13 protein-coding genes and 1 other RNA gene are annotated in these 17,713 nt (G+C 51.5%); 13 read left to right on the forward strand and 1 reads right to left on the reverse strand.

Annotation, left to right across the window (positions count from 1 at the left end; genetic code table 11):
- Window positions 1–13: 13 nt before the first annotated feature.
- The 12 genes from DWZ56_RS03575 (at window position 14) to DWZ56_RS03630 (ending at window position 13,143) form a co-directional block, all read left to right on the forward strand.
- Window positions 14–1,180, forward strand: coding sequence for a phosphopentomutase (locus DWZ56_RS03575; RefSeq protein WP_118555019.1), 1,167 nt, complete (start codon window positions 14–16; stop codon window positions 1,178–1,180).
- Between the two features lie 25 nt (window positions 1,181–1,205).
- On the forward strand, window positions 1,206–1,637 hold the full coding sequence (locus DWZ56_RS03580; protein WP_176928237.1) for a cytidine deaminase: 432 nt from the start codon (window positions 1,206–1,208) through the stop codon (window positions 1,635–1,637).
- Window positions 1,634–2,956, forward strand: a complete 1,323-nt coding sequence (locus tag DWZ56_RS03585; RefSeq protein ID WP_118555020.1) for a pyrimidine-nucleoside phosphorylase — start codon at window positions 1,634–1,636, stop codon at window positions 2,954–2,956. Before DWZ56_RS03580 ends, DWZ56_RS03585 begins: the two co-directional genes overlap by 4 nt.
- Window positions 2,957–3,073: 117 nt before the next feature.
- A non-coding RNA gene (gene ssrS, locus DWZ56_RS03590) (6S RNA) lies at window positions 3,074–3,257 on the forward strand.
- A 126-nt stretch (window positions 3,258–3,383) separates the two neighbouring features.
- On the forward strand, window positions 3,384–5,735 hold the full coding sequence (locus tag DWZ56_RS03595) for a SpoIID/LytB domain-containing protein (protein ID WP_118555021.1): 2,352 nt from the start codon (window positions 3,384–3,386) through the stop codon (window positions 5,733–5,735).
- A 132-nt stretch (window positions 5,736–5,867) separates the two neighbouring features.
- Window positions 5,868–7,076: an NADP-dependent isocitrate dehydrogenase gene (locus tag DWZ56_RS03600; RefSeq protein ID WP_118555219.1), complete on the forward strand. Its 1,209-nt coding sequence runs from the start codon at window positions 5,868–5,870 to the stop codon at window positions 7,074–7,076.
- Window positions 7,077–7,217: 141 nt separating this feature from the next.
- Complete coding sequence (locus tag DWZ56_RS03605; protein WP_118555022.1) at window positions 7,218–7,856, forward strand: RpiB/LacA/LacB family sugar-phosphate isomerase; 639 nt, start codon at window positions 7,218–7,220, stop codon at window positions 7,854–7,856.
- 160 nt (window positions 7,857–8,016) lie between these two features.
- Window positions 8,017–9,522, forward strand: a complete 1,506-nt coding sequence (locus DWZ56_RS03610; RefSeq protein ID WP_118555023.1) for a phosphomannomutase/phosphoglucomutase — start codon at window positions 8,017–8,019, stop codon at window positions 9,520–9,522.
- Between the two features lie 30 nt (window positions 9,523–9,552).
- Window positions 9,553–10,875: a replication-associated recombination protein A gene (locus DWZ56_RS03615; protein WP_118555024.1), complete on the forward strand. Its 1,323-nt coding sequence runs from the start codon at window positions 9,553–9,555 to the stop codon at window positions 10,873–10,875.
- Between the two features lie 266 nt (window positions 10,876–11,141).
- Window positions 11,142–11,468 carry a PadR family transcriptional regulator gene (locus DWZ56_RS03620; RefSeq protein ID WP_118555025.1) on the forward strand — a complete coding sequence of 109 codons (327 nt, stop codon included), beginning with the start codon at window positions 11,142–11,144 and terminating at the stop codon, window positions 11,466–11,468.
- On the forward strand, window positions 11,455–12,036 hold the full coding sequence (locus DWZ56_RS03625) for a DUF1700 domain-containing protein (RefSeq protein WP_158584428.1): 582 nt from the start codon (window positions 11,455–11,457) through the stop codon (window positions 12,034–12,036). Before DWZ56_RS03620 ends, DWZ56_RS03625 begins: the two co-directional genes overlap by 14 nt.
- A gap of 48 nt (window positions 12,037–12,084) precedes the next feature.
- Window positions 12,085–13,143, forward strand: coding sequence for a DUF4097 family beta strand repeat-containing protein (locus DWZ56_RS03630; RefSeq protein WP_118555027.1), 1,059 nt, complete (start codon window positions 12,085–12,087; stop codon window positions 13,141–13,143).
- An 11-nt stretch (window positions 13,144–13,154) separates the two neighbouring features.
- Here the strand turns inward: DWZ56_RS03630 and DWZ56_RS03635 are convergent, their stop codons facing one another.
- Window positions 13,155–13,994, reverse strand: a complete 840-nt coding sequence (locus DWZ56_RS03635; RefSeq protein WP_158584429.1) for a helix-turn-helix transcriptional regulator — start codon at window positions 13,992–13,994, stop codon at window positions 13,155–13,157.
- 279 nt (window positions 13,995–14,273) lie between these two features.
- Between DWZ56_RS03635 and DWZ56_RS03640 the strand changes: the two genes are divergently transcribed.
- Window positions 14,274–17,585, forward strand: a complete 3,312-nt coding sequence (locus DWZ56_RS03640) for a DUF5107 domain-containing protein (RefSeq protein ID WP_118555029.1) — start codon at window positions 14,274–14,276, stop codon at window positions 17,583–17,585.
- Window positions 17,586–17,713: the final 128 nt, after the last annotated feature.

The following is a 17,713-nucleotide window of genomic DNA, read 5'->3' on the forward strand; positions in this document are numbered from 1 at the left end:
GAGGAGAATGATTATGAAACGAATATTTTTGATTGTGCTTGACAGTGTGGGGATCGGTGAGCTGCCGGATGCGTCTGATTACGGCGATGAAGGGAGCAATACGCTGACGGCTGCCGCCGCCAGCCCGTATTTTCATATGCCCAACATGGCGCAGCTCGGCCTGTTTCGGATAGACGGGGTGAGCTGCGGGCAGCGCGCCGAACATCCCCGCGGCGCTGTGGCGAGGCTGGCGGAACGCTCAAAGGGAAAGGATACGACGATCGGTCACTGGGAAATTGCCGGCATCGTGTCGGAGAAGCCGCTTCCCACATTTCCGGAAGGCTTTCCGCAAGAGCTTTTGGAGGAGTTTTCAAGGAGAACAGGCAGAGGAGTGCTTTGCAACCGCCCTTATTCCGGCACGGAGGTGATCCGGGATTACGGCAAGGAACATATAGAGACCGGAAAGGTAATCGTCTATACCTCCGCCGACAGCGTGTTTCAAGTGGCGGCCCATGAAAAAGTGGTACCGATTGAGGAGCTGTACGAAATCTGCCGTACGGCCAGAAAACTCTGCGCGGGCCCTTACGGTGTGGGCCGGGTGATCGCGCGGCCGTTTGAAGGAGAGTATCCGTTTTGCCGCACTCCGCGCCGGCATGACTATTCCCTGAATCCTCCGGCAGAGACCATGCTGGATGCATTGACAGAAAACGGGTTTCAGGTATATTCGGTGGGAAAGATTGTTGATATATTTGCGGGACGGGGCATTACGGAGGCGGTCCGGACCGCGGGCAATGCGGAAGGAATCGAAAGAACACTGGAAATGATGGAGCGCCCTTTTGAAGGCCTGTGCTTTACTAATCTGGTGGACTATGATATGCTCTACGGCCACAGAAACGACGTGGACGGATATGCAAAAGCCTTGAGCTATTTTGACAGTATGCTGCCGGAGATAGAAAGCAGACTTAAAGAGGACGATATACTGATGATCACCGCAGATCACGGCTGCGATCCGTCCACTCCTTCCACGGACCATTCCAGGGAATATGTCCCTCTGGTCATGGCGGGAGAGCGGGTGAGAGCAGGTATGAATCTCGGGACCAGAAGCAGTTTTTCGGACATCGCGGCCACCGTCACGGATTACTTCGGCGTCAAGGCAAAACTCTGCGGTGAGAGCTTTCTGGAACAGCTATTGATGCGGTGAGTATGCGAAGGAGGCGGGAGAGCTTATGGATATGAAACAGAAACTGATGCGCACTGCGTCCGATATGCGGGCTTTATCCTATGCGCCGTATTCACATTTCACAGTAGGAGCGGCGCTGCTTGGAAAAGACGGAAAGATATACACCGGCTGCAACGTGGAAAATGCCGGATACGGCCCGACGATATGTGCGGAACGGACGGCATTTGTAAAGGCGGTCAGCGAAGGATGCCGGGAGTTCCTTATGATCGCGATAGCAGGAGGTAAAGAACAGGAGGATTGCGCCGATCTATGCGCTCCCTGTGGGGTGTGCCGCCAGGTGATGCGTGAATTCTGCGATCCGGACAGCTTTTTGATCCTGATGGGCAGAGACGGAGAAATCCATGCAGAGCGGACGCTTTCGGAGCTGCTCCCGATGAGTTTTGGGCCGGATGACCTTAAAGGAAGGAATATCTTATGAGAGCTTATGATATAATAGAAAAGAAGAAATTGGGACATACGCTCACCGCCCTGGAACTGCAGTTTTTGATACAGGGATATGTATCGGGCAGGATACCGGATTATCAGATGGCAGCCTTCGCGATGGCTGTGTATTTTCAGGGGATGAACGATGAAGAAACGGCGGAATTAACTCTGGAGATGATGTGTTCGGGAGATGTGATGGATCTGTCGCCGATTCAGGGAATTAAGGTGGATAAGCACAGCACCGGAGGCGTCGGAGATAAGACCACCATGGTGATCGGACCGATCGCTGCGGCCTGCGGTCTGAAGGTGGCCAAGATGTCTGGCCGGGGGCTGGGGCATACCGGCGGGACGCTGGATAAGCTGGAAGCGATTCCCGGACTCACTACAGCGCTTTCTATGGAACGCTTTTATGAGATTGTCAACCGTGTGGGATTCTGCATTGCGGGACAGACAGGCAACCTGGTTCCGGCGGACAAAAAGCTTTACGCGCTTAGGGATGTGACGGCCACCGTTGACAGCATGCCGCTGATTGCGAGTTCCGTCATGAGCAAGAAACTGGCCGCGTCCTGTGACGCGATTGTGCTGGATGTAAAAGCCGGCAGCGGAGCCTTCATGAAGACGGCAGAGGATGCTGTCGCATTGGCCGGCAAAATGGTGGCCATCGGCGAGCATGCCGGCAGGCGCACGGCGGCGCTGATCACAAATATGGATCTTCCGCTGGGCAATACCATAGGCAATGCGCTGGAGGTGCAGGAAGCAGTTATGACACTGAAAGGACAGGGACCGGATGATTTTACCGAACTCTGCTACTGCCTGGCGGCGAATATGCTGTATCTGGCGGATATGGGCAACCTTCCGGAATGTAAAAGGAAAGCTCGCCGCGCGGTGGAATCCGGCCGGGCTCTGCATGTTTTTGCCGATATGGTGGAGGCCCAGGGCGGAGATCCGTCTTATATCTATGAGCCAGAGCGCTTTGTGCCGGCGGCATTTCACAGGGAGGTCATCAGTCCGGCCGGCGGATGGATATCCCATATGGATACGGAGAGCTGCGGCATTGCGGCCGTGCTCCTGGGCGCCGGCAGGAATACGAAAGAGGATCAGATCGACAGTGCCGCAGGGATACGTCTCTTTAAAAAAACGGGCGACCGTGTGAGCAAAGGAGAACCGCTGGCTGTGCTCTATGCGGAAAAGGAAGCGCTCCTTGATGACGCGGAAGATAAATTTTTGAGGGCAGTTTCTGTATCGGAAAATTCCCCGGTAACAGAGCCTTTGATCATCGCAAGGGTGGACAAAAACGGAATTGCCAGATATTGAGTGAGAAATATCTGTTGAAATGAACATACTATTAGTGTATAATCGATACAGAGGCAGATGGGTAATCGGGAGGTTGTCGAGGCAAACTCTTTAAGTCTGTGTATGGATATTGAAAATATACTCCTGGGGTGTGCGATAACTCCTATTGTTTTGAACCTACATTATGACATTCGGGATTCCAAGATCGCTTAGCAGATGTCAGGCCGTCATTATGCAGCGGAAGGCAGAAGCTTAAGTTGAGGATTTACCCACCTAGCACGGCTAGGCGTCAAAAGATAGGAGCCGGCACTTTGGGACATACGAAAGAAAAAATCCAATCGGGATTCCATCCTGATTGGATTTTTTCGTAACAGTTCAGACAGGCGGAGAATCCCGCAAGCGGGATTCTTTTATTCATTTTGGCACATCAAAAGGAGGACAGGATCGGATGAGGCAGGCAAAGAAGCGCGGGGCAGCAAAACGGATTGCCGCAGCGGTTATAGGGATACTGGTGATCGCAGCTGTGATCTTTTTCGTAAAGCTGGACATGGGCAAAGAGAAGAGCGAAGTGGAGACCGTCACACGGGCGGCGGCATCGAAAGCGCTGGCGCTGGCTCTGACAGATCAGAAAACCTGTCTTACGGCTCTGGAACAGAGCAGATTCAGCGAGGCGGAGAAAAGCAACTGGTATGCAAAATATATGGACTATCTGTACCAGAACGGCTATCTGACCACGGAGCTTGTGCCGGCGACAGCTGCGGCGGCCGGGGAGCCTTTAACCTATGCGGAATACCGCTACATAGCAGAAAAACTGGGAATATCCACGGAGACGCCGGAAGGAATGAAACCGGCAATGGATAACGAAAAAGTGCCAAAGGATGTCTGGTGGCAGACATTTGACCAGTGGCTTACCAGCCTTTCGGAGAATCCCGTGGAGACCTCTGAACTCACGGTATACGGCACGGCCTCCAACTTAAAGACCATCGCTCCGTGGACTGTTTATACGGACCGGGGAACCTACGGTTTTGAAGGACTTTCCATGGACCGGTATATGGACCGTACGATACGCGTACAGGCCCGGGACGGGGAGATTTTCCGCGTGTCCGAGATTGTGAGCGAGCAGGTCCTGTATCAGAATGTATGGATCGAGCAGAGCGGCGGCGGTTTTATGAGTACCTTTTATGACGGCTATTACAGATCCTTTGCGGTGGAAAATCTGCAGGACAATTACGGCGGCACGCTGGCAGATATACAGATGAGTGAGGGACAGGTCCAGAAGGTGACGCTTAAGAAGGACAGCATTAAGGGAAAGGTCCTGGCGGTGAAAGAAACGAGCATCGAAATACAGGGCTATGGGGATGTGCCCATAGGGGATAATTTCCGGGTGTATAAAACCTATGGGGAACTGGGCATGCAGAGCAGAGACGATATTCTGGTCGGCTACGACCTGCAGCAGTTCGTGGTGGCGGACGGAAAGATCTGCGCAGCTCTTACCACAAGGGCCCTGGAGACCTCCAATATCCGCGTGCTGATCCGTAACAGCGATTTTTCATCCATCTATCATGACAGTGTTACATTTACCGCGGATGTCCCTTTTACCTTAAGATACGGAGAGGATAAGTCGGAAACCTTCGCTGCAGAGACCGTTATTGACCTTCCCAAAGACAGCCCGTATCTGCAGGAGGGAAGGCTTAGCATCGAGACAGAGAGCTATGCGGGAAACATTCGGCTGATGTCCGTGGACAGGAGCTACGGCACGCCCTCCTACCGGGGAACCATGGAATTTACCAAAGCGGAGTCCGGAATCCTGATCGTAAACGATTTGCTGCTGGAAGATTATCTATGCAGGGTGGTCCCAAGCGAAATGCCTGTAAGCTATGGCCTTGAGGCGCTCAAAGCGCAGGCGGTCTGTGCAAGAAGCTATGCCTATAAACAGATTGAGGAGAATGCCTGCCGCGAATACGGAGCTCATGTGGACGATTCCACCACCTACCAGGTATACAATAACTCACAGGAACAGCCTTTGGCCAATGAGGCCGTGCAGGCTACCTACGGGCAGATCATCACCCATCAAGGTCAGCCGATCACGGCCTATTATTTTTCCACATCCTGCGGCCATACCACGGATATGTCCATCTGGAACGGGGATCCCGGCGCCTTTCCGTATATACAGGGAAGACTCATGGCAGACAGCCCTGATGCGGTGGATCTGACCAATGAGGATAACTTCCGTAAGTTTATTGACGATCAGGATTATCCGGCTTATGACAGCACCTATGCATGGTTTCGCTGGCGGGTCAGCTTAAGCCTGAAGGAGCTTACGGACCGCATAAACAGCGGTCTGGGTTCTTATACCGATAACAATCCGGATTCAGTGCTGGTGCAGAAAGCGGACGGTTCCTTTGAACAGCAGAAGATCAGTTCCATCGGAAAAGTTTCCTCGATGGAAGTGACGCAGCGCGGCATAGGCGGTGTGATCAACGAGCTGGTAGTGCACGGTTCCGAGCATACAATAAAGATACTGAAGCAGAGTGCGGTCAGAAATCTGTTAGGAGACGCTCAGAATATAATTAAGAAAAAAGACGGTACCGAGGTGACGGATAAAGCACTGCTTCCCAGCGCCTATTTCTACCTCTCCGCCTGGGAGGACAATAAAGGCTACGATCTCGTGGGAGGCGGCAACGGGCATGGGGCAGGAATGAGCCAGAATGCCGCCGCCGGCATGGCCCTGGCGGGTAAAAACTACGAGGAGATGATACAGTTTTTCTATAAAGACGTGGAACTGACGGCGCTGTATTAGCCCGGTTTTTTGTATTCGCTTGACAATATTTTGATTTAAAGCCTATAATAGACCCAGACGTTCCTACGGCCGCGTTCTGCCTTTGCAGGCGCGGCGCATGAGGTGCGGAGTATGTACAGAATGGAGGAAAAGATGGATAAAATCAAAATGACGACTCCTCTGGTTGAGATGGACGGAGATGAGATGACCAGGATACTCTGGAAGATGATCAAAGATGAACTGCTTAGTCCCTTTGTGGATCTCAACACGGAGTATTATGATCTGGGCCTGGAATACCGTGAACAAACAAATGATCAGGTGACGGTAGATGCTGCCAACGCTACGAAAAAATACGGCGTGGCTGTGAAATGCGCCACAATCACCCCCAACGCGGCCAGAGTACAGGAGTATCATCTGAAGGAAATGTGGAAGAGCCCCAACGGCACGATCCGTGCGATTCTGGACGGAACCGTGTTCCGTGCGCCGATTCTGGTTAAGGGAATCGAACCGTATGTGAAAAGCTGGAAGAAGCCGATCACCATCGCCCGCCACGCGTATGGCGATGTATATAAGGCTGTTGAGATGAAGATACCGGCCCCCGGCAAATGTGAGCTGGTATATACGAATGAGTCAGGAGAAGAGTCCAGAGAGCTGATACATAATTTTACGGGAGCGGGGATTATCCAGGGCATGCACAACACCAGAGCTTCTATAGAAAGCTTTGCCAGAAGCTGCTTTAACTTCGCGCTGGACACCTGTCAGGATCTGTGGTTTGCCACCAAAGATACCATATCCAAAAAATACGACCACACCTTTAAAGATATCTTCCAGGAGATCTTTGACGCAGAGTATAAGGACAGATTTGATGCCGCGGGCATTGAATACTTCTACACGCTGATCGATGACGCGGTTGCCAGAGTGATTAAATCCGAAGGCGGCTTTATCTGGGCATGCAAAAATTATGACGGCGATGTGATGAGCGATATGGTGGCCACGGCATTCGGTTCTCTTGCCATGATGACTTCCGTGCTGGTATCCCCGGAAGGTTACTATGAGTATGAGGCGGCTCATGGAACCGTGCAGAGGCATTATTATAAGCACTTAAAGGGCGAGTCCACCTCCACAAACCCTATAGCTACCATTTTTGCCTGGACAGGCGCGCTGCGAAAGCGCGGGGAACTGGACCGGAATGAGGAACTCAAAGCGTTTGCGGACAAGCTGGAAAAGGCTTCCATAGATACGATCGAGTCCGGTGTCATGACAAAGGATCTGGCACTGATCACCACATTTAAGGATCCGCAGGTGGTAACCAGCGAGGGCTTTATCAAAGCGATCCGCACGACATTGGAAAAAATGATGTAATATCACGTAACAGTTCAGACGGCGGGAAAACAGGTGCAAAAGCAGGTGTTAAGCTTGGCTTTAAAGCCTGCTTTTGCACCTGTTTTCACATCGGATGTCTAAACTGTTACAATATCATAGAAAAACGAGGAGAAATTAAAAATGAAAATTGCGTTAATTAATGAGAATAGCCAGGCGGCAAAAAATGAGATGATCTGTGACAACCTGAAAAAAATCGTGGAGCCCATGGGACACGAGGTTTATAACTACGGCATGTATACGGCGGAGGATGAGACGCAGCTGACCTATGTTATGTGCGGTCTCCTGGCGGCAATCCTGCTTAACTCCAAGGCAGCCGACTATGTTGTGACCGGCTGCGGCACGGGCGAGGGCGCGATGCTGGCCTGCAATTCTTTCCCCAACGTGCTCTGCGGCCATATTGTGGATTCAGAAGATGCGTTTATGTTTGCACAGATCAATGACGGCAACGCCATTGCGCTGCCTTTTGCAAAGGGATTCGGCTGGGGCGCTGAGCTGCGTCTGCAGTATATTTTTGAGAAGCTGTTCGGATGCGAAAGCGGACAGGGTTATCCCAAGGAGCGCGTGGTACCGGAGCAGAGAAATAAAAAGATCCTGGATCAGGTAAAGAAGATCACGCATACGGATATGATGACCATCTTAAAGAATATCGATCAGGATTTCTTAAAGACAGCGATAAGCGGTGAGAAATTCCAGGAATATTTCTTCGCAAACTGCCAGGACGAAGAGATGGCAGCCTACATCAAATCCGTACTTGCCTGACACGCGGCGGACCGCTCATCAGCCTGAGGGCTGATGGCAGGATATAGAGGAGCACCGGTGTGCATAGGTCATCCGCTTAAGGATGGCGGCCGAATAAAAAGAAATAAAAGTGTGCCAAGGTCACCGGTCTGACGGCCGGTGACAGGTTTCGGAGGGGAAAATGGCGGATTTACGGAAATTGCAAAATGGCAGCGATGTGCGGGGCATCGCGGTGGAAGGCGTGGAAGGGGAACATGTGAACCTGACAGCGGATGCGGTAAACCGAATCGCGCAGGCTTATGCAATCTGGCTGGCTAAACGCCTGAAAAAGGAACCGAAGGATCTGGTAATCGGCGTGGGACATGACTCCAGAATCACAGCAGATGCGCTGAAGTCCGCCGCCTTTGCGGGCATGTGCGGACAGGGAGTATCCTGCAGGGACTGCGGTCTGGTGTCCACGCCATCCATGTTTATGACGACTGTATTTCCGGAATTTTTATTTGACGGCGCTGTCATGATTACAGCCAGCCACCTGCCCTTTAACCGCAACGGTATGAAATTCTTTACCCGGGAGGGCGGGCTGGAGCATGAGGATATCGCAGAGATTCTGGACTTAGCGGGCTCTCTGGACGTCTGTGACGGAGAGGGGGCTGCTAAGTCTGTTTGCAGCCTTACGGTGTATACCGCCCATCTGCGGGATAAGATTAAATCCGGCGTCGCGGCCGAGGATTATGAGCATCCGTTAAAAGGGCTGAAGGTTGTGGTGGATGCCGGAAACGGCGCAGGCGGGTTCTTTGCCGAGCAGGTACTAAAGCCTTTGGGAGCGGATATCGGCGGCAGTCAGTTCCTGGAGCCGGACGGCATGTTCCCCAACCATATCCCCAATCCGGAGAATAAAAAAGCCATGGAAGCGATTAAAAGTGCCGTGCTGGGCAGCCATGCCGATTTAGGTCTGATTTTTGATACGGATGTGGACCGGATGTCCGCGGTGCTTCCGGATGGCGCACAGATCAACCGGGATGCGATCATAGCTATGATCGCGTCCGTCCTGTCAGAGGAGCATCCCGGTGAGACTGTGGTGACGGATTCGGTTACCTCGGACCGGCTGCAGGATTTTTTGGAGAACCGTCTGGGGATGAAGCAGCACAGGTTTAAGCGTGGATACAAAAATGTGATTAACGAGGCGATCCGCCTGAATAAAGAGGGCGTTATGACCCCATTGGCGATAGAAACATCGGGCCACGGCGCACTCAAGGAGAATTATTTCCTGGACGACGGCGCCTATCTGGCGGTAAAACTTTTGATCGCTGCGGCCAGGGCAGCCAAAGACGGCAAAAAGCTGGCTTCCTATCTGGAGGGCTTTCGTGAAGGCTTCGATGAACGGGAATTCCGGTTTGAGATTGCCGGTGAGGATTACCGCAGTTACGGCCAGCAGGCTTTGGAGACTGCCGGGGAGCGGGCAAAAGCCATGGGATATCCGGCAGTGCCCAACAATTATGAAGGCGTGCGTATTTCTTTCCACGATGAACACATCAGGGGCTGGCTGCTGTTTCGGATGTCGCTGCATGATCCGGTGATCGCGCTGAATATGGAAGGTGAACGGCCGGGAGACTGCGGGCGCATGATCGATGCTGTAAAGCAGTGGTTTGCCGGATTTGACAGGGTGGATATAAGCTGTCTCAACTAGTACTGGCACCGGATCAAAGGAGTGTGAAGTATGGAACAGATGTCTCTGTTTGAGGACAGAAAACCGGCAGCTCCTCTGGCCAGCCGGCTGCGCCCTGCTTCTCTCAAAGAATTCGTGGGCCAGACCCATCTGCTGGGAGAGGGCAAGGTGCTGAAACGTCTGATCGATACGGATCAGATTTCATCCATGATCTTCTGGGGACCGCCCGGAGTGGGCAAGACCACTCTCGCAAGCATCATCGCAGCGCATACCAGGGCAGAGTTTATCAATTTCAGTGCGGTGACAAGCGGGATCAAAGAGATCAGGGAAGTCATGACAAAGGCGGAGAACAGCCGGTTTTTAGGCCAGAAGACGATATTGTTTGTAGATGAGATCCACCGCTTTAACAAAGCACAGCAGGATGCGTTCCTGCCATTTGTGGAAAAGGGGAGCATTATACTGATCGGTGCAACGACGGAAAATCCGTCCTTTGAAATCAATTCAGCTCTTCTCTCCAGATGCCAGGTGTTTGTGCTGAAGGCGCTGGATACGCCGGATCTGGTGCGGATGCTTCAAAGGGCGCTGACAGATCCTAAGGGCTTTGGCGGGCAGCCTGTCTCCATCGGTCCGGATATGCTCGCTGTGATTGCAGGGTTTGCCAACGGCGATGCCAGGACTGCATTAAATACGCTGGAGATGGTGATCTTAAACGGCGAGATCGACCGTGAGGGAACTATCCACGTCACGGAAGCAACCCTCGAGCAGTGTATGGGCAAAAAGACATTTCTCTACGACAAAAAGGGCGAGGAGCATTATAACCTGATCTCAGCCCTGCATAAGTCCATGAGAAACAGTGATCCGGATGCGGCGGTTTACTGGCTTGCCCGGATGCTGGAAGCGGGAGAGGATCCGCTGTATGTGGCAAGAAGGCTGGTCCGGTTTGCCAGCGAAGATATCGGCATGGCGGACAGCCATGCGCTGGAGGTGGCGGTGGCGGCCTATCAGGCCAGCCATTTCAATGGTATGCCGGAGTGCAGCGTCAATCTCACCCATGCCGTTGTATATCTGTCCATGGCGCCCAAGTCCAATGCCTGCTATATCGCTTATGAACAGGCAAAGCAGGATGCGGTGAAGATGCTGACAGAGCCGGTACCCTTACAGATCAGGAACGCGCCTACAAAGCTTATGGAGGAACTTCACTACGGTGAAGGCTACCAGTATGCCCATGATACGGAAGATAAGATCACAAATATGAAATGCCTGCCCGAATCCCTTCAAAACCGCTCTTATTACCGTCCGACTGCTCAGGGAGCAGAGCGCGAGGTACAGGAAAAGATGGAAGAAATTGCGAGGTGGCACAGGGAAAATGGGTAGTGTCACTTTACTGCTCACGGCTGCGTTATAATAACATATCAAACATAAAATAGAAGACAGCATAAAGGCGTATGAGATGGAATCATTTCATATGCCTTTTTCTTATATTCAAACAGTAATTTCAGCGACAGAAATTTTTAAGAATAAGAAAATATATAAAAATGAAGTATATGTATTGACATTATATATTATACAGAATATAATATACTAAAATAAGTTATATGCAATAAATAATATATATGCTTAAAGTCAAAAGGAGGGAGCGCATGACATATCAGTTGGGTTCGGCTATGCTGGATGCGGTAGTGCTGTCCATCGTGGCGGAAGAAGACTCCTACGGTTATATGATCTCGCAGAAGATAAAAACCGTGGTCAATTTAAAGGAGTCCACGCTGTATCCGGTCTTAAAAAAGCTTCAGGAAGCGGGCTATCTGACAACCTATGACCAGGCTTTTCAGGGACGGAACCGCAGGTATTACACCATAACGGAAAGCGGCAGGGAAAAGAAAGCTTTCTTTATGGAAGAGTGGAAGAAATACAGAAACGACATTGATCAGATTTTATTGGGAGGTGTACAAAGTGAACAGGAATGAATACTTGGAGATACTGGACAGACAGCTTCGCCGTCTGCCGGCGGATGACCGGGAGAAAGCGATGGAATACTATAGGGAATACTTCGATGAAGCCGGGCCCGAACAGGAAGAGGCTGCAGTGGAAGAATTGGGGGACCCCAGGGAGGTGGCCAGACAGCTGATCACCGGTCTTGCCGTTAAGAAACTGGATCAGCCGGAAAAGTCAGCGAAGAAAGGTTTATCGGCCCTGTGGGTGATCATTCTTGCCATTTTCGCAGCGCCGTTCGGACTTCCTTTGGCGTTTGGCGTGGCGTTGGTTATTATGGCTGCCTGCCTGTGTGCGGCTTTGTTTGTCGGCTGTATTTTATTGGCCGGAGTCTGTTTGATTGCGGGCGGCGCACTTTCCGTTCTTGTTGGCATATATCTGCTTTTCATGCAGCCTGCCGGGGCGCTGGCCAATTTGGGATTAGGGCTTATGTGCACGGGCATAGGGATTCTGGTGCTGTATGCAAGCATCAAAATGGGAAAATGGTGCGGCAGACGGCTGTCCGCATGGTTAAAAAAACGTCTTGCTAAAAATAAAGGATAAGACTTAAGCTGCCGGTGCGCGGCAGAATGATGAAAATGCAGGAAAGGCATGGTAACGAATATGAAAAATAAGAAAAAATGGCTCATAATTTCCGCAGCGCTGATACTGACCGGCGTGGTGGTGGCAGGCATAGGAATCGCGATGGGAGGAGTGCCCGGTTTTTCCATCGGAAGGGGCGGACAAATCCTGACTCCGTCACAGTACGTCATGCACGAATTGGAGAAAACACCTTTGGATTCATTTGAAAACCTGGATGCTGTGATGCACTTCGGAGATGTGGAACTGATCCCTTCCGACGGATATTATCTGGAATATAGAATCTGCACAGACGAACAGGGCCCCAGTTATGAGGTGAAGAACGGTACCCTTACATTTCTTCCGCAGAAGAGCCAGGGCAGAAACGGCATATCATTTTTCTTTAATACGGGATGGAATCACAGCACGAATCATACAGGCAGCGATTATGTCAGAATCTATCTGCCGGAGGATGAATACCTGAACAGACTGGAAGTTGAATGCGGGAACGGCGACGTGAAGATAAGCGGCATTCAGGCGGATTCGGTGTCGGTTGAGACGGACTTTGGCAATACGGAAATCTCGGATATAAAAGCCGGTGCAGCAGAGGTGACATGCAGCAACGGGCGGATCGAGATCGATACGGTGGAATATGACAGTCTTAAGGTCACGGATGACTTCGGCAATGTGAGCATTTCCGGAGCGAGGGGCGATGAGAGCACAGTGCAAATGAGCAACGGCGAACTGACTCTGAAAAACATAGAGAGCACAACCCTGCGGCTTGAGCAGGATTTCGGCGATACGGACGGCAGCAAACTCACTGTCGGTGAACTGACGCATACCGGCAGCAACGGGGATATTGAGCTGACGGAACTGGATACAAAATCGGTTGACATCAGCAATGATTTCGGCGATATAGATTTGGCGTTTACAGGGGAAGAGAAGGAGTACGGCATGGATCTGTCCTGTGATTTTGGTACCGTCAGGCTGAACGGGGATAACAGATCCGGTTCACTGGAAAAAGACTCTGCCGGCGCCAATAAGATCAAAGCCAGATGCTCCAACGGAAATATCACGGTCATTACAAAATAACCGCGCGGCGTTCAGCCATCGCGGCGGTATTTTAACGGAGTGCATCCGGCATGCTTTTTAAATGCCGCGCAGAATGCGGCCTCACAGGAAAAACCGAGGGAGTAGGAGATCTCCTTGACGGGTGTGGCGGTGGTCTTCAGCAGGAATTTTGCAGTGTTCATCCGGGCAGTTATGATATATTCATGAGGAGTATATCCGGTCTCCTGCTTGAATACACGGATAAAATGATATGGGCTTACATGTGCCTGGGATGCCAGCCCCTCCACCGTCAGCGCTTCACTTAAGTGAGCGGAGATATAATGCAGAATATCATCCATGCTGCCGGCAGCCGGAGGTTCGGGGCGGCGGTCAGCAGCCGTCAGCAGTTCGGTCAAAAGGATGGTGATATCCCTGGAGAGCAGAGCTTCTCCGTATGTCCGATGCGTATGGAAAGCCTGATAGATGCGGGAAAGATACCGGTCCACCGCATATCCGCCGGGAAAAACTGCCGCCGGGCCTTCCCCGCGGCAGAGCATATCATAATAGGATCTGGCGGCGATGCCGTCGTAATGCAGCCACAGGGCTTCCCAGCCTGTGGCTGATTCGTATTCGTGCAGGGCGTAACAATCCAAAAGCACCGCCTGGCCGGCAGACAGATGCCGTTTTATGCCTTCCGCCCGCACAGTGCATTCCCCCTTCTGCACGAGCATGATCAGAAAACTGTCATAAGAACTGCGTTTTAGATGATATCCGGGCTGATAGATGAAATGTCCCACCGCGATCGGATAGAAAAACGCTTTCATGGCATTGGGGCTGGGGGTACAGATATAATAGTCGGAACGGATGTCCACTCCGGGTTCAACTGGTTTCATGAAAAACTCCTTCATTCGTTATACTAAGAGGTTACTCTATAGGGAGACAGCAGTCAATATATAACCGCAATTTTTTTATATTTTTCAGCAAAAGTGAGGAATGTATCTTCGCGCTGCAGATGCTACAATGAATCTAAGGTTACTGTTTACAGTTATCGTAAAGTTTCCGCGCATGACAGGACCATACCCTGCCCTGTCATGCGCTGCTTTATCGGCATCTTTGAACAGTAATATGATGATACAATACCGCGCGATTTGAATGCGCAGACAGGAGTCAGTATGGAAACAGTACGTCTTTGGGAGGAAACCGTAAGCATCCCCACATATGAAATCGGAAAACCGGATAAGAACCCGATGTTTCTGGAAAAGAGGGTTTACCAGGGCAGTTCGGGAAGGATCTATCCCTATCCGGCGATTGACCGGATTTATGATGAAAAAAAGGATAAAGAGTATAAGGCCGTATTTTTGGAGAATGAATATCTGAAAGTGATGATTCTGCCGGAGCTGGGGGGCCGTATCCAGCGTGCGTATGATAAAACCAATGGCTATGATTTTGTCTACTATAATCATGTGATCAAGCCCGCGCTGGTAGGTCTGACCGGTCCCTGGATTTCCGGCGGAATAGAGTTTAACTGGCCCCAGCATCACCGGCCCACCACATTTCTGCCGGTGGATACTGTGCAGCTTAATAATGAGGACGGCAGCAAGTCGCTGCTTGTCAATGATGTGGATCAGATGTACGGGACAAAGGGTATTGCGAAGTTTACGCTGTATCCGGGAAAGGCTTATATTGAGATTGAAGGGCAGCTCTATAACCGGACCGCGCAGCCGCAGACATTTTTGTGGTGGGCGAATCCGGCTGTGGCGGTTAATGACCGGACCCAGTCCATCTTCCCTCCGGATGTACATGCGGTGATGGACCATGGCAAGAGAGATGTCTCACGCTTCCCCATCGCGACCGGAGTGTATTATAAGCATGATTACAGCGAAGGCGTGGATATCTCCCGCTATAAGAATATACCGGTGCCCACTTCCTATATGGCGGAAAAGTCGGCGTACGATTTTGTGGGAGGCTATGATTACGGCGTGGAAGCCGGAATTCTCCATGTGGCGGACCATCATATATCCCCCGGTAAAAAGCAGTGGACCTGGGGCTGCGGGGATTTTGGGAAAGCCTGGGACCGCAACTTAACGGATGAGGACGGCCCGTACATAGAGCTGATGACCGGGGTATTTACGGATAACCAGCCCGATTTTACCTGGCTGAAACCCTTTGAAGAAAAGACATTCAAACAGTATTTCATGCCCTATAAAAAAGTGGGCAGCGTCAAAAATGCGACGGTCGACGCCGCGGTTAATCTGACAGCAGACGGCCGTCAGATCCGCCTTGCAGTCTATGCGACCGGCAGGCGGGAAAATGCTGAAATTCTGCTCAAAAAGTGCGGTGAGACAGTCTTTCAGGATCATGCCCTGCTCTCCCCTGTTGATATCTATGAAACAACGGTGGACTGCACATACGAAAAGGAATCCGAACTGACGGTGGAAGTATGGGCGGACGGACGGCTGCTGGTCGCTTACACGCCGCTTGAGGAGAAGATGCAGGAGCTGCCGCAGCCCGCAAAGGCGGCAAAAGATCCAAAGGAGATCCGGACAAATGAAGAACTGTATCTTACCGGATTACATCTTGAACAGTACCGGCATGCGACTTACCGCCCGGAGGATTACTACCTGGAAGGGCTCAAGAGGGACAGCGGCGATATACGGATCAACAATGCGTACGGTGTGCTGCTTTTGCGCCGCGGAGATTATCAGGAAGCTAAAAAGCATTTCCGTGAGGCGATTCGTAGGCTTACGGGATACAATCCAAACCCGTACGACAGCGAGCCGCTGTACAATCTGGGACTGGTACAGTTTCGGCAGGGGGATACGGAGGAGGCTTACGACTCCTTTTACAAGGCATCCTGGTCCAACGAGCAGCAGGAGATGGCTTTTTACTTTCTGGCGGCCATCGATGCCTGCAGAGGTGAATACGGTTCCGCTCTGGAATTTGCTGAGAAATCCCTGGTGAAAAATGCGCATAACATCAAGGCGCGCGGTTTAAGAGCGTATCTTCTGGGCAAGCTGGAAAGAAAAGAAGAAGCGCTTACAGCCATCGAAGATAATCTCAAGCTGGACCCCTTTGATTATGTGTCCGGCCTGGAAGAATATTTCCTGTCAGGAGACAGTCAGGCACTTTATAGAGTCAGAGGACTGATGAGAAATACCGCGGATAACCATCTGATGGCCGCGAGGGATTTTGCGGAATTCGGCGCTTATGAGGAGGCCCTTAAGACCTTAAGACTCTGCAGCGCAGATAGTCCTCTGTTAAAATATTACGAAGGATACTATCTAAGCAAAATGGGGCGGACGAAAGAGGCGGGAGCTGCGGTGGCGGAAGCGGAAGCGCGTTCTCCCTACTGTTGTTTCCCCAATAAGGCGGAAGACATAGCCGTGCTGGAATATGCCGCCGAAAGGGAAGGGGGGGCGCCTAAAGCCTGCTATTATCTGGGCTGCCTGTTCTATGATAAGGGGTGGTGGCAGCGCGCCCTGAAGCTGTGGCAGGAATCGGTGCGCCTGGATGGCACATTCCCCACAGCCTGGAGAAACCTTTCACTGTTATATTACAATAAGCTGTCCGACCGGGAGTCTGCCAGAGAGGCGCTTGAAAAAGCCTTTGCGCTGGACAATACGGATGCCAGAGTGTTTCTGGAACTGGATCAGCTGTATAAGAAGCTTGGCATGTCCTGTGAAGAACGTCTGGATCACTGCCGGAGATATCCGCAGCTGGTAGAAGAACGGGATGATCTGTTTGTGGAAATGACCTCCGTACTGAATATGCTGGGACAGCATGAGCAGGCCTATAAGCTGATAATGGGAAGAAAATTCCATCCGTGGGAAGGCGGTGAGGGGAAGGTGACCGGACAGTACACCGCCGCCCTGGTGGAGATGGCCAAAGAGAGGATCAGAAAAGCGGACTGCGGGCAGGCTTTACAGCTATTGCAGCAGGCGCTTTGCTACCCCGAAAATCTTGGCGAGGGCAAGCTGGAGGGCACCAAAGACAATCACATCCATTATTATCTTGGATGTGTGTATGAGATGCTGGGAGAGGAAGAAAAGGCTAAGGAAAGCTTTTTGACCGCAAGCGTCGGAAACGATGAGCCTGCGGGCATGATGTATTACAATGACCAGCCCGCCGATATGATCCTGTATCAGGGACTGGCGAAACGTAAGCTTTCCAGGCAGGCGGAGGCCAACGCCAGATTTTACCGTCTGATCGATTACGGAGAGCAGCATATCGGGGATAAAGTGAAGATGGATTATTTTGCAGTTTCCCTGCCGGATTTCCTGATCTTTGAGGAGAATCTCACCAATAGAAACAGAGCGCACTGCTTTTATCTGCTGGCGCTGGGCTATTACGGGCTGGGAGATATAGACAGGGCGCTGGGCTATCTGGATGAAGCGTTAAAGCTGGATCCGTCCCATATGCAGTGCAGGCTGTACCGGAGGAACTGGAGCCGGCCAGATCTGAAGACGGAACCTTCGCTGCTCTAAAATATTGAATGCACCGTGCGAACGAAAGCTGCCCATGATGAATATTTTAAAGTATCAGACAAAAAAGGCTGAATGCACTTTAATGGAGGAAATCATGAGGCGGATATACGATCAATCGATGTGCCTAC

Origin of the sequence: Lachnotalea sp. AF33-28, assembly GCF_003477885.1 — a bacterium.
Lineage (GTDB): Bacteria > Bacillota > Clostridia > Lachnospirales > Lachnospiraceae > AF33-28.

Excerpts from the sequence above, each read along its gene's own strand:
- DWZ56_RS03600 (WP_118555219.1), top strand. The coding sequence starts at position 5,868 with ATGGATAAAATCAAAATGACGACTCCTCTGGTTGAGATGGACGGAGAT.
- DWZ56_RS03640 (WP_118555029.1), top strand. The coding sequence starts at position 14,274 with ATGGAAACAGTACGTCTTTGGGAGGAAACCGTAAGCATCCCCACATAT.
- DWZ56_RS03605 (WP_118555022.1), top strand. The coding sequence starts at position 7,218 with ATGAAAATTGCGTTAATTAATGAGAATAGCCAGGCGGCAAAAAATGAG.
- DWZ56_RS03580 (WP_176928237.1), top strand. The coding sequence starts at position 1,206 with ATGGATATGAAACAGAAACTGATGCGCACTGCGTCCGATATGCGGGCT.
- DWZ56_RS03630 (WP_118555027.1), top strand. The coding sequence starts at position 12,085 with ATGGTAACGAATATGAAAAATAAGAAAAAATGGCTCATAATTTCCGCA.
- DWZ56_RS03635 (WP_158584429.1), bottom strand. The coding sequence starts at position 13,994 with ATGAAACCAGTTGAACCCGGAGTGGACATCCGTTCCGACTATTATATC.
- DWZ56_RS03620 (WP_118555025.1), top strand. The coding sequence starts at position 11,142 with ATGACATATCAGTTGGGTTCGGCTATGCTGGATGCGGTAGTGCTGTCC.
- DWZ56_RS03615 (WP_118555024.1), top strand. The coding sequence starts at position 9,553 with ATGGAACAGATGTCTCTGTTTGAGGACAGAAAACCGGCAGCTCCTCTG.
- DWZ56_RS03610 (WP_118555023.1), top strand. The coding sequence starts at position 8,017 with ATGGCGGATTTACGGAAATTGCAAAATGGCAGCGATGTGCGGGGCATC.
- DWZ56_RS03585 (WP_118555020.1), top strand. The coding sequence starts at position 1,634 with ATGAGAGCTTATGATATAATAGAAAAGAAGAAATTGGGACATACGCTC.
- DWZ56_RS03575 (WP_118555019.1), top strand. The coding sequence starts at position 14 with ATGAAACGAATATTTTTGATTGTGCTTGACAGTGTGGGGATCGGTGAG.
- DWZ56_RS03595 (WP_118555021.1), top strand. The coding sequence starts at position 3,384 with ATGAGGCAGGCAAAGAAGCGCGGGGCAGCAAAACGGATTGCCGCAGCG.